Source organism: Rhizobium sp. H4 (assembly GCF_003013335.1).
Lineage (GTDB): Bacteria > Pseudomonadota > Alphaproteobacteria > Rhizobiales > Rhizobiaceae > Rhizobium > Rhizobium sophoriradicis.
Window position 1 is genome coordinate 1 of sequence record NZ_PSOW01000014.1, and the last position, 12,258, is coordinate 12,258.

General features: G+C 62.0%; 14 protein-coding genes. 8 read left to right on the forward strand and 6 right to left on the reverse strand.

Annotated elements, in window-relative coordinates; genetic code table 11:
- Positions 1-170: 170 nt before the first annotated feature.
- From C4N04_RS21185 to C4N04_RS21210, 6 genes are all read right to left on the reverse strand, one after another.
- Entirely contained in the window at positions 171-758 is a 588-nt protein-coding gene (locus C4N04_RS21185) for a DUF2585 domain-containing protein (RefSeq protein WP_106796961.1), read from the reverse strand.
- Positions 755-1,399, reverse strand: a complete 645-nt coding sequence (locus tag C4N04_RS21190) for a septation protein A (protein ID WP_106796962.1) — start codon at positions 1,397-1,399, stop codon at positions 755-757. The genes C4N04_RS21185 and C4N04_RS21190 overlap by 4 nt, the downstream gene beginning before the upstream one ends.
- A 78-nt stretch (positions 1,400-1,477) precedes the next feature.
- A complete protein-coding gene (gene ftsY / locus C4N04_RS21195; RefSeq protein ID WP_106796963.1) occupies positions 1,478-3,055 on the reverse strand; it encodes a signal recognition particle-docking protein FtsY in 1,578 nt (525 codons plus the stop codon).
- 16 nt (positions 3,056-3,071) lie between these two features.
- The gene (gene mtaB / locus C4N04_RS21200; protein ID WP_106796964.1) at positions 3,072-4,343 is read right to left on the reverse strand and encodes a tRNA (N(6)-L-threonylcarbamoyladenosine(37)-C(2))-methylthiotransferase MtaB; all 1,272 of its coding nucleotides are present in this window, start codon (positions 4,341-4,343) and stop codon (positions 3,072-3,074) included.
- A complete protein-coding gene (gene dapF, locus C4N04_RS21205) occupies positions 4,340-5,245 on the reverse strand; it encodes a diaminopimelate epimerase (RefSeq protein WP_039622703.1) in 906 nt (301 codons plus the stop codon). The genes mtaB and dapF overlap by 4 nt, the downstream gene beginning before the upstream one ends.
- Positions 5,246-5,358: 113 nt before the next feature.
- Positions 5,359-5,562: a hypothetical protein gene (locus C4N04_RS21210; protein ID WP_009986234.1), complete on the reverse strand. Its 204-nt coding sequence runs from the start codon at positions 5,560-5,562 to the stop codon at positions 5,359-5,361.
- A 420-nt stretch (positions 5,563-5,982) separates the two neighbouring features.
- Here C4N04_RS21210 and ffh point away from each other — a divergent pair, with 420 nt between their 5' ends.
- The 8 genes from ffh (at position 5,983) to C4N04_RS21255 (ending at position 12,226) form a co-directional block, all read left to right on the forward strand.
- Positions 5,983-7,566 (forward strand): signal recognition particle protein, encoded by a 1,584-nt coding sequence (ffh, locus tag C4N04_RS21220; RefSeq protein WP_106796965.1) that lies wholly within the window; start codon positions 5,983-5,985, stop codon positions 7,564-7,566.
- A 16-nt stretch (positions 7,567-7,582) separates the two neighbouring features.
- On the forward strand, positions 7,583-7,903 hold the full coding sequence (locus C4N04_RS21225) for a chorismate mutase (protein ID WP_106796966.1): 321 nt from the start codon (positions 7,583-7,585) through the stop codon (positions 7,901-7,903).
- A gap of 48 nt (positions 7,904-7,951) precedes the next feature.
- Positions 7,952-8,323, forward strand: coding sequence for a 30S ribosomal protein S16 (gene rpsP / locus C4N04_RS21230; RefSeq protein WP_009994363.1), 372 nt, complete (start codon positions 7,952-7,954; stop codon positions 8,321-8,323).
- Between the two features lie 115 nt (positions 8,324-8,438).
- Positions 8,439-9,008 carry a ribosome maturation factor RimM gene (gene rimM / locus C4N04_RS21235; RefSeq protein WP_096769813.1) on the forward strand — a complete coding sequence of 190 codons (570 nt, stop codon included), beginning with the start codon at positions 8,439-8,441 and terminating at the stop codon, positions 9,006-9,008.
- Positions 9,008-9,709 (forward strand): tRNA (guanosine(37)-N1)-methyltransferase TrmD, encoded by a 702-nt coding sequence (gene trmD / locus C4N04_RS21240; protein WP_106796967.1) that lies wholly within the window; start codon positions 9,008-9,010, stop codon positions 9,707-9,709. The genes rimM and trmD overlap by 1 nt, the downstream gene beginning before the upstream one ends.
- A 212-nt stretch (positions 9,710-9,921) precedes the next feature.
- A complete protein-coding gene (gene rplS / locus C4N04_RS21245) occupies positions 9,922-10,458 on the forward strand; it encodes a 50S ribosomal protein L19 (RefSeq protein ID WP_038691862.1) in 537 nt (178 codons plus the stop codon).
- Positions 10,459-10,596: 138 nt separating this feature from the next.
- Positions 10,597-11,394: a transporter substrate-binding domain-containing protein gene (locus C4N04_RS21250; RefSeq protein WP_038691865.1), complete on the forward strand. Its 798-nt coding sequence runs from the start codon at positions 10,597-10,599 to the stop codon at positions 11,392-11,394.
- 16 nt (positions 11,395-11,410) lie between these two features.
- Entirely contained in the window at positions 11,411-12,226 is an 816-nt protein-coding gene (locus C4N04_RS21255; protein ID WP_106796968.1) for an amino acid ABC transporter permease, read from the forward strand.
- The last annotated feature ends 32 nt before the right edge of the window (positions 12,227-12,258 follow it).

A 12,258-nucleotide genomic window follows, 5' to 3' on the forward strand; every position in this document is an offset into this window, starting at 1 on the left:
CCGCTGCCGCCTGCCTGCGGCAACAACGCATCAACAAAGCTGAATTGACCCGTCTGCTTCACCGCCATCCAAATCATCTCCGTTCAAAAACAACGGAATCATATTCTCAGCATTTTGCAACAGTCCCTTGTGGGGAGGGGTTGGGGAGGGGTTTTCTTGCCAAATGCGGATTAAACCCCACCCTGCCAGACTTTGATCGCCTCCACCGGCCAGATCAGCATCACCACGTTGAGCGTCAGATTATCGCGGATCACATAACCGGTGAAAATCTCGAAGAAGAGGGCGATCGCCACCGTCAGCGCCACCGGCGCACGCGAGGCAAAGAAGAAGCCGATGCACATGAAAACGGTATCCATCGCCGAATTCAGGATGCTGTCGCCGTAATAATCCAGCGCGATCGTCGCCGTGCGGTAGCGGTCGATGATCAGAGGCGAATTCTCCAGCAGTTCCCAGCCGGATTCAATGACAAGCGCCAGCAGCAGCTTTGCCGCCAGCGGCTTGCGGCGCAAGATCAGGTGGCTGAGCCCGTAGAACAGGAAGCCGTGGATAATATGCGACGGTGTGTACCAGTCGGACAGATGCTGTGAATTGCCGCTGGTGTTGACCCCGCCCTCCCACAGCTTGACATAACCGCAGGCGCAGATCGGCACGCGGCCCATCAGATATTCGGCGACGATCTGCGCGACCAGCACCGCAAGGCAGGCGACGAACCAGAAGCTCTGATGCCTGACACGATATTCGGCGCCTGCAGCACTCACTTCTCGCCGCCCGTTTCCAGGTTGATACTGTGTTTCAGCACCAGCGGCATTTGCGCTAGCGTGAAGATGATGGTGATCGGCATCGTGCCCCATACTTTGAAGGCGACCCAGGTATCGTCGGAAAAATTGCGCCAGACGACTTCGTTCAACACGGCGAGGAACAGAAAGAAGATGCCCCAGCGGATGGTGAGCTTGCGCCAGCCTTCGGCATCGAGCTGGAAGGCGGCGTTGAAGACGTAGCCGAGCAGCGAGCGGCCGAAGGCGAGCCCGCCGAGCAGCGCGACGCCGAAGAGCGCGTTGACGATGGTCGGCTTCATCTTGATGAAGGTCTCGTTCTGCAGCCAGATCGACAGCGAGCCGAAGATGACGACGACGATGCCTGAGACGAAGGGCATGATCGGCAGATGGCCGAGCACGACCTTGGAAACGGACAGCGAAATGACCGTCGCGGCCATGAAGAGCGCGGTTGCGACGAACAGCGGGCCGCCCAGTTCGGCCAGGGCCGGAAATTTCTCCACCAGCCACTGACCGCGCAGATTGGCGAAGAAGAAGATCATCAGCGGCCCGAGTTCCAGCGCCATTTTCAGCATCGGATGATGGCGGTCGGCCGCGCTCGGCGTGATATCGCTTTCGGTGGTCATGCGTTCTTCGAACCTGCTATTTCTGAAAATTCGTTTCCCGACCGTCCCTTGCAGGCTTTCGGCGGCTTATCTGTGGCATCATTGGGGAAGCCCGGCAATGGCATGGGCGAAATCCTCGGCCTCGAACGGCTCCAGATCGTCGACCCCCTCGCCGACGCCGATGAAATAGACCGGCAGCTTGTGCTTGGCGGAAATGGCGACGAGAATGCCGCCTCGCGCCGTGCCGTCGAGCTTGGTCATGATCAGCCCGTTGACGCCGGCGACATTGCGGAAGATCTCGACCTGGCTCAGCGCATTCTGGCCCGTCGTGGCGTCGAGCGTCTGCAGCACGGTATGCGGCGCGTCGGGATCGAGTTTGCCGAGCACGCGCACGATCTTCTCGAGCTCGGCCATCAGCTCGGCCTTGTTCTGCAGACGACCGGCAGTGTCGACGATCAGCACGTCGCATTTCTTCGCCTTCGCCTGCTCGAAGGCATCATAGGCAAGGCCGGCGGCATCGGCGCCGAGCTTGGTGCCGACGAATTCGGATTTGGTCCGCTCGGCCCAGATCTTCAACTGCTCGATCGCCGCCGCGCGGAACGTATCGCCGGCCGCCAGCATCACCTTCAGCCCGGCGCCCGAAAGCTTCGCCGCGAGCTTGCCGATCGTCGTCGTCTTGCCGGTGCCGTTGACGCCGACGACGAGAATGACATGCGGTTTGTGCGAGAGGTCGAGCTGCAGCGGCTTGGCGACCGGCTTCAGGACTTTGGCGATTTCGGACGCCATAATCCGGCTGACATCCTCACCGGTGACGTCCTTGCCGTAGCGCTCAGAAGCGAGCGTATCGGTGACGCGCAGCGCCGTCTCGACACCGAGATCGGCCTGGATCAGCAGGTCTTCGAGATCCTGCAGCGTCTCGTCGTCGAGCTTGCGCTTGGTGAAGAGCGCGGTGATCTGGTTGGTGAGCTGCGAAGAGGTGCGCGCAAGGCCGTTGCGCAGTCGCTGGAACCAGCTGAGTTTCGCCTGCGGAGCGATGGGCTGCGGTTCGACAATCTTCGGGCCGGTGGCGAATCCTTTGGGGAGGATGGGCTCAAGGACCGGCGCCGTCTCTATCGGCTCCGATGATGGCAAGGGTGTTTCGACCGATAGCTCGCGATCGGCGGCTTCCCCCCCTACCCTGCCGGGCATCCCCCCCACAGGTGGGGGGAAACTCGCGGCGATGTCTTCCGCCACATCGGTTGATTTATCCGAAGCAGCGGGCTCACTCTCCACATCTGCAGGCGCACTCTCCACATCTATTGACTGGCGAGCGGCATCCAACTGCTCAGTCCCCCCACCTGTGGGGGGGACGCCCGGCAGGGTAGGGGGGGTACCTTGCTCGGCTTCCGCCTCGGCCTCCAGCAGCGACAACGGCACGACGCCCATGTCGCCCAGATGATCGGCCGGCGGCAGAACTTCCGTTTCGGCTTCGACAGGTTCCGGCTCTACTGACGCTTCATCAATATCCGCCGCCGGTCCACCCGCCGTATCCATCTCCTCGGGAAGAACGGGATCGTTGGCGACCGGAAGATCTTCGTCGCGCGAACGCGGCTCGAGCTCTTTTTCCACGGCGTCAGGCACGGGCTCTTCAGCCGGCTTGCCGAAGGTGAAGACCTTTTTGATGAAACTGAGCGCCATGAGAATTCCGTGAAAGTCAGGCCGCGGCGGCCGTCAATTGCATGTCGAGATGCTTGCCATTGTGGCCGGTGATGGTGGCCGGCACAAGTTCGCCAGGGCGAAGGCCGGCGGCAGCGACCAGCGTGAAGTTCTCCGTATGCGCCAGGCCGTTGTTTTCGACAAGCAGCCATTGCCGGGTTCCGACCATGCCGTCGAGATGGGACTGATAGAGCTTATGTCCAGTGGCGCGCAGCCGGGCAGCGCGATCCTTGACCAGCGCCCGGTCGAGCTGCGGCATGCGGGCGGCCGGCGTGCCGGGACGCGGGCTGTAGGGGAAAACATGCAGATGCGCGATGCCGGCCTCTTCGGCGAGCCGCACGGCATTGCCGAACATCTCTTCCGTCTCCGTCGGGAAACCGGCGATCATATCGGCGCCGAAGGTCATCTCGGGGCGGACACGGCGCACATCCTCGATGAAACGCAGCGCACCGGCGCGCGAATGGCGGCGCTTCATCCGCTTCAGGATCATGTCGTCGCCATGCTGCAGCGACAGATGCAGATGCGGCATGAAACGCGGCTCGTCGGCTATGAGATCCATGAGATGGGCATCGGCCTCGATGCTGTCGATCGAGGAAAGCCTGAGACGGCGAATATCCGGGAGCTGTTTCAGCAGCGTCTTCGCCAGAAGACCGAGGGTCGGCGCGCCCGGCAGATCGCCGCCATAGCTGGTGGCGTCGACCCCGGTCAGGACGATCTCGCGATAGCCGCTGTCGGCGAGCTTGCGGGCCTGATCGACGACCGCTCCCATCGGCACGGAGCGGGAATTGCCGCGGCCATAGGGGATGATGCAGAAGGTGCAGCGGTGGTCGCAGCCGTTCTGCACCTGGATGAAGGCACGCACGTGGCCGTCGATGTGCCTGACCATCTGCGGCGCCGTCGCCTTGACGCTCATGATATCGTTGACGCGCAGCTTCTCCTGAGCCGAAACGCCGAAATCCGGCAGGCTGCGATAGGAAGCGCTCGAAAGCTTCTCCTCGTTACCCAGAACGGCATCGACCTCCGGCATGGCGGCGAAGGTCTCTTTTTCCGTCTGCGCGGCGCAGCCGGTGACGATGATGCGGGCATGCGGATTGTCGCGCCGCGCCCGGCGGATGGCCTGGCGGGCCTGGCGCACGGCCTCGCCGGTCACGGCACAGGTATTGACCAGGACGGCGTTGTTGAGCCCGGCCTTCTCGGCCTGCGCCTTCATCACTTCGGATTCATATGTGTTGAGGCGGCAGCCGAAGGTAAGGACCTCGATGCCGCTCACTGCGCCTCGGCTCCCCGGTCCGCATCGCCCGACCAGAGGCCGGTCGCAGGATCGAGCCTGCCCGACCACTCCCATTCGGCCGGACCGGTCATGATGACATGATCGTCGCGCTCGCGCCATTCGATCGAAAGCGTGCCCGGCGGCTTGGCGCTCGCCACGTTGATCATCACCCTGCGGCCGGTGCGGCCGGTGCGCGCGGCGCTGACGGCGGCGGAACAGGCGGCCGAACCGCAGGCGAGCGTCAGACCCGCGCCGCGCTCCCAGGTGCGCGTCGTCATCGATGTCGGCGAGGTCACCTGCGCCAGAGTGATGTTGGCGCGCTCGGGAAACATCGGATGGTTTTCCAGCAGCGGCCCGAAGCGGGCGAGATCATAGGACATCACGTCCTTGTCCACCCAGAAGATCGCATGCGGGTTGCCCATCGACATGGCAGACGGTGAATGCAGCACCGGATTGTCGATCGGGCCGATCTGCAGTTCGATGCGGCTGGTATCGTGGAATTCTTCGGCCAGCGGGATCCTGTCCCAATCGAACACCGGCTTGCCCATATCGACGGAGATCGTCCCGTCCTCGTGTTCGACGGCGTTGAGGATGCCCGCGACCGTCTGGAAGGTGAAGGCCTTCCGGCCGGTCTCGGCGGCAAGCGCCTGCACGACGCAGCGCGTGCCGTTACCGCAGGCCTGCGCCTTCGAGCCGTCGGAATTCAGGATATCGATGAAAGCATCGGTGCCGTCGGCCTTCGGATCATGGATTGCCATGATCTGATCGAACTCGGTCTCAGGATCAGCATTGAGCGCGACGGCCGCCGCAGGCGTCACTTTATCCGGCCGTCCGCGCATGTCGACGACCAGGATCTTGTTGCCAAGCCCGTTCATCCTCGCGAATTCGACCGTCGTGCTCATGGTATCATTCCGTCCGTGTTTCCGCTGTATATGGCGGAAATGCGAAGGAATTACCAGTGGGTGAGTGCCGGGCAGCCATTGCCGCCGGCCGCCCTGGCGAGGCAGTCCGGCTTTTACCGCTCAGCACCGTTGGAATTAAAAGACGCCGCATGTGCTTCGACGATGGCGGCGGTGATGACCTTTCTCAGCTCGTAGACCAGCGAGCGGGATCGCTTGCGATCCAGATCCTGTGCCGCCTTTGCAAGACTAAGGCCTTCGTTCAGAACAATATGATGAGCCCGCGCCAGTGCCCAGCTCTCAATATCAGGATTGATCATCGATATCTCCGCCGGATCATCCGGCATCAAGGATATTCACGAATCATTTTACAGGATGCACTTAAGTCGAAAGTAGAATCACAAGTGGAATATTTTGCAACTGAGCTCTATCGCAAATTGGGGCCGCCAGCCGGATTTTTTACTGTGACATATACGCGAAAGGGCATCCGAAACCTCCGCCAGGCGGTCATCCCATGCATTCGCCTTGACTTTCGCGCAGCTTTCCTGTTTATCGCGCCCAATCCGCGACGAGCCGCATGACTCCGAGCCGCCGACCGGGACCTGAGATCCCGGAGGTCAACACCCGACAGCGCGATGCGCCCTCGGGTGCTTTTTGGCTTTGCGTCTTGTTTTCGTCACGGAAAAGCACGACGTTTCCGGGCATATCGAACCCGCCCGAAACGTATCAAGGAAGAGCCGATGTTTGAAAACCTCCAGGACCGTCTTGGATCCATTCTGAATGGACTGACAGGCCGTGGCGCGCTTTCGGAAGCCGATGTTTCCGCAGCGCTGCGCGAGGTTCGCCGTGCGCTGCTGGAGGCCGACGTCGCACTCGACGTCGTGCGTTCCTTCACCGACCGCGTGCGTGAAAAGGCTGTCGGCGCCGAGATTCTGAAGTCGATCAAGCCCGGCCAGATGGTCGTCAAGATCGTCCATGACGAACTGATCGAGATGCTGGGCGGCGAAGGCGTCGGCATCGACCTGCATGCCGCTGCCCCGGTCGTCGTCATGATGGTCGGCCTGCAGGGATCCGGCAAGACCACGACAACAGCCAAGATCGCCCATCGCCTGTCGACGCGCGAGAAGAAGAAGGTGCTGATGGCGTCGCTCGACACGCGCCGTCCGGCAGCCCAGGAGCAGCTTCGCCAGCTCGGCGCCCAGGCCAGCATCGACACGCTGCCTGTTATATCAGGCCAGTCGCCGACCGATATCGCCGCCCGTGCGGTGCAGGCGGCCAAGCTCGGCGGCCATGATGTCGTCATCCTCGACACCGCCGGCCGCACCCATATCGACGAGCCCTTGATGGTCGAGATGGCCGACATCAAGAAGCGTTCGAACCCGCACGAAATCCTGCTGGTCGCCGACTCTTTGACCGGTCAGGACGCCGTCAACCTCGCCCGCAATTTCGACGACCGCGTCGGCATCACCGGCCTCGTACTGACCCGCATGGACGGCGACGGCCGCGGCGGTGCCGCGCTTTCGATGCGCGCCGTCACCGGCAAGCCGATCAAGCTGATCGGCGTCGGCGAGAAGATGAGCGAGCTCGAGGAATTTCATCCCCGCCGCATCGCCGACCGCATCCTTGGCATGGGCGACATCGTTTCGCTCGTCGAGCGTGCGGCCGAGAATATCGACGCCGAGAAGGCGGCCGCCATGGCCGCCAAGATGGCCAAGGGCAAGTTCGACCTCGACGATCTCGCCGATCAGCTGCGCCAGATGCAGAAGATGGGCGGCATGGGCGGCATCATGGGCATGATGCCCGGCATGGCGGGTATGAAGGACAAGATGGCCGCCGCCGGCCTCGACGACAGGCTTTTCGGCCGCCAGATCGCCATCATCCAGTCGATGACCAAGGCGGAGCGCGCCAATCCCGACCTGCTCAAGCATTCGCGCAAGAAGCGCATCGCCGCCGGCTCCGGCACCGATGCCGCCGCCATCAACAAGCTTCTGAAGATGCACCGCCAGATGGCGGACATGATGAAGATGATGGGCGGCAAGGGCAAAGGCGGCATGATGAAGCAGATGATGGGCGGCCTTGCCGGCAAGATGGGGCTTGGCGGCTTAGGCGGTATGGGCGGCGGCATGCCCGATCTCTCGAATATCGACCCGAAGCAGCTCGAGGCCCTGCAGAAGCAGGCCGAAGCGGCGGGGCTTGGAAAGCCGGGTGGGGGTATGCCCGGTTTCGGCGGTCTTCCGGGTGGTTTGCCGGGCCTCGGCGGCGCCAAGCTGCCGGGCCTTGGCGGTGGTTTCCCGGGTTTGCCCGGATTGCCGAAGAAGAAGTGAAAGGATCGCTTGCCCCATGATTGATCCAAACGTCAAAACCCAGCTCGCGAGCTATCGTCAGTCGATCGACAATATCGACGCCGCTCTCGTGCACATGCTGGCCGAACGCTTCCGCTGCACCAAAGAAGTCGGCGTGCTGAAGGCCAAATACAACCTGCCGCCGGCCGATCCGGCGCGCGAGGAATACCAGATCGAACGCCTTCGCCAGCTGGCGAAAGCGGCCAATCTGGATCCGGATTTCGCTGAGAAGTTCCTGAACTTCGTCATCAAGGAAGTCATCCGGCATCATGAGCAGATCGCTGCGGATCACGCTGAACAGAGCGCCACAGCCCGATAACCAAACCGCTTAACGAAGCGGCCAAGAAAAGCCTAAGGAGTAAAGAACATGGCACTGAAAATTCGTCTCGCCCGCGGTGGCTCCAAGAAGCGCCCGTATTACCACGTCGTTCTCGCCGATGCGCGCAGCCCGCGTGACGGCCGCTTCCTCGAAAACCTCGGTTCCTGGAACCCGATGCTCGCCAAGGACGACGAGAAGCGCGTTCAGCTGAACGCCGAGCGCATCAAGCACTGGATCGAAAACGGCGCGCAGCCGACCGACCGCGTCCTGCGCTTCCTCGATGAAGCAGGCGTTGCCAAGCGCGAAGCCAAGAACAACCCGGTCAAGGCAAAGCCCGGCAAGCGCGCCCAGGAACGCGCCGCCGAAAAGGCCCAGAAGGCCGCTGATGCAGCCGCTGCTGCTGCCGACGCCGCGGAATAATCGGGACCTTCCCTAATCGAACGGGCGGCATGGCGACATGCCGCCCGTTTTCATTTCCAATTACCCGCACTTCGTTTATGAGAAGCCTGTCTTCCGGCTTCACATGAAGGAACCCATGACAAAGCTTGAAAACCCCGTTCTGATGGCGACGATCGGCGGCGCACAGGGCCTGCGCGGTGAAGTGCGCGCCAAGGCCTATACGGCCGATCCGGCCGCGCTCGGCGACTACGGCCATCTGCACAGCATGGACGGACGCAGCTTCGAAATCCTCGAAATCCGCGAAATGAAGAACGTCGTCGTGGTCCGGTTCCGCGGCATCAACGACCGCAACGCCGCCGAGGCGCTGAACGGCCTGGAACTCTACATCGAGCGCGACAATCTGCCCGACGAGGAGCTGGAGGACGACGAGTTCTACTATGCCGATCTCGAAGGACTCGAGGCACGGGATGACCAGGGCGTCAGCTACGGCACGGTCACCGGCGTCTTCGATTTCGGCGCCGGCGATCTCCTGGAACTCAAGGGTCCAGGCAAGCGCCCGGTGCTGATCCCCTTCTCGGAAGCCTCGGTGTTGGAGATCGACCTCGAGGCCGGTACATTGCTGATCGATCCGCTGGCGGCGGGGCTGGTCGACGATCCCGAAGAACTCTCGAAATTCGTTCCCGACAAGCCGAAAAAGAAGAAGTGATGGCTTTCCGGGCAAGCGTGCTGACACTCTATCCGGAAATGTTTCCCGGACATCTGGGCTTTTCGCTTGCCGGCAAGGCGATGCAGCGCGGGCAATGGTCCCTGGACGCCGTGCAGATCCGCGATTTCGCTACCGATAAACACCGCACCGTCGACGACACGCCCGCCGGCGGCGGTGCCGGCATGGTGCTCAAGCCCGATGTGCTCGCCCGTGCCATCGACAGCACCGGTGAAGACGATACCCGCCCGCGCCTGCTGATGAGCCCGCGCGGACGGCCGCTGACACAGCAGCGCGTGCGCGAACTGGCGGCGGGCGACGGCGTCATCATCGTCTGTGGCCGCTTCGAGGGCGTCGACCAGCGGGTGATCGAAGCGCGGGGGCTGGAAGAGGTCTCGATCGGCGACTACGTGCTGTCGGGCGGTGAGCCGGCCGCACTGATCGTGCTCGATGCGATCATCCGCATCCTGCCCGGCGTCATGGGCAATAATCTTTCCGGCCTGCACGAAAGCTTCGAAGGCGGATTGCTGGAACATCCGCATTATACCAGGCCGCAGGAGTGGGAAGGCCGGGAAATTCCCTCCGTCCTGACGTCCGGCAACCACGGCGCCATCGAAAAATGGCGCCACGAGGAGGCGGTGCGGCTGACGCGGGAGCGGCGGCCGGATCTCTTCGAAAAGGTTGAACCTAAGAAAAACGGCTGATTCTCCCCTCCCCTTCACAAAAATGCCGTGCGAGGGATGACAAGCTCCGGCCTTTCGTGTATTGGCGCACGCGGAAATGGGGTTAGCCCCGTCTGCCAGCAAACAAAGAATGGCGAATCCGCTCCCGCCCCGAATGGGCAAAATCCCGAGGCTCGCCCAAGGGATCAGTGCCGAGCGCTCTGGCTGTTTCAGAAGAACCAAAGGTTAAGACGATGAACATCATTCAGCAGCTCGAGGCCGAACAGGCCGCCAAGATCGAAGCCAAGCGCACCCTTCCCGAATTCTCCCCGGGCGACACCGTCCGCGTCAACGTGAAGGTCACGGAAGGCAACCGTACCCGCGTTCAGGCCTATGAAGGCGTCTGCATCGCCCGCTCCGGCGGCGGCCTGCAGGAAAACTTCACCGTTCGCAAGATCTCCTACGGCGAAGGCGTCGAGCGCGTATTCCCGGTCTATTCGCCGCTGATCGAAAGCGTCGACGTCGTTCGCCGCGGTAAGGTCCGTCGCGCCAAGCTCTATTACCTCAGAGACCGTCGCGGCAAGTCTGCCCGTATCGTTGAAGACACCGGCGTCCGCGCCCGCAAGCTCAACGACGCCGAGCGCGCCGCCGTTGCCGAGGAAAAGGCACGCATCGAAGCTGAAAAGGTTGCAGCCGCTCAGGCGCTTGCCGCCGAGAAGGCAGCAGCAGAAGCCGCCGAAGCCAAGGCCGCTGCTGAAGCAGCAGCCGCAGCGGAAGCTGCAGCAGAATAAGATCTGCGCAAAATTCTATTTCTGAAAAGGCGGTCTTCGGATCGCCTTTTCTATTTTTTACGCGCCCGCGCAGCCGGCGGCCTTGCCTTCCGCAGGTCATCCATGACAGTTTTTGCCGTTCAATTTTGGAGCCGTCTCATGCTGTTTCGCCGCACCGTTCTTGCGGGCTTTGCCGCCCTTGCCCTACTGCCGCTGTCCGCATCGGCTGCCGAACTGCCTGATCTCGGCGGCAAGAGCGTCGTCGTCGTTACCGAGAATGCCTATCCGCCGCTGCAGTTCGTCGATCCGAAATCCGGCAAGGCGATCGGCTGGGAATATGATGCGATGAACGAGATCGCCAAGCGGCTGAACTTCAAGGTCGAATACCAGAACACCAGCTGGGACGCCATGATCCAGGCTGTTTCCGACGGCCAGTACAATATCGGCATGACCGGCATCACCATCAAGGACGACCGCAAGCAGAAGGTCGATTTCTCCGATCCCTATATGCGCTCGCAGCAATTCATGCTGGTGCGCGGCGACGAGAAGCGATTCACCGACGCCAAGAGCTTTGCCGCCTTCAACGACGGCCTGATTGGCGCCCAACCCGGCACCTCGCCTTTCTATACCGCCGTCTATGAAATCCTCGACGGCAACGAACAGAACCCGCGCATCAAGCTTTTCGAAACCTTCGGCGCCACCGTGCAGGCGCTGAAGACCGGCGACGTCGACCTCGTGCTGACCGACAGCGTCGCGGCCAAGGGCTATGTCGATTCCTCGAACGGCGGGCTGAAGGTGGTCGGCGAAGCGCTCGGCACCGAGGATTTCGGCTTCATCTTCCCGAAGGGCTCAGATCTCGTCGCTCCGGTCAATGCCGCTATCGCAGCGCTGAAGGCGGACGGCACTTTCGATGCGCTGAATAAGAAGTGGTTCCTCGACTACAAGATGGGCGAATAGTCACGAGCGATCGCAGATGGCGCCACAACCATCCCTGCGACACGAGAAGGACGACCGTCCCTGGTGGCTGGCCGTCCTTGTTCTGATCGGTCTCGTTCTCGCCGTCGTTATCATCACCAATGACATTTACGCCCAGGTCTTCCGGGCCGTGGTGAATGGCGCCGGCATCACCGTGTTCGTGACACTCGTCGCCTTCATGCTGGCGACGGTGCTTGGTCTCGGCATCGCGCTGCTCGGCCTCGCCGACAGCATCGTGCTGCGCCAGATCGCCCGCTTCTATATCGAGATCATCCGCGGCATCCCGATCCTGGTGCTGCTCTTCTACATCGCTTTCGTCGGCGCGCCGGGTCTTGTCGCGACCTATAACTTCATCATCACGCCACTGGTGAAGAGCGGCGTCGCCGAACCGATCCTCGTGCGCGACCTGTCGCTGATGTGGCGGGCCATCATCGCGCTGATGATCGGCTATTCCTCCTTCATTGCCGAAATCTTCCGCGCCGGTTTCCAGTCGGTCGATATCGGCCAGATCGAGGCGGCCAAATCGCTCGGCCTGTCGCGCTACCGCCGCTTCCGGCTCGTCGTCTTCCCGCAGGCGATCCGGGTCATCTTCCCGCCGCTCTCCAACGACTTCGTCTCGATGGTGAAGGATTCGTCTCTCGTCTCGGTTCTCGGCGTGGCCGACATTACCCAGATGGGCAAGGTCTACGCCTCCGGCTCCTTCCGCTTCTTCGAGACCTATTCGATCGTCACCTATATCTACCTGATCCTGACGATCGGCCTGTCGCTGGCGCTGCGGCGCATTGAAAAGAAGATGAAGCAGAAGCCGCGCTGAGCCACAGCACGATTCGAATTGCCGTTTCGTCC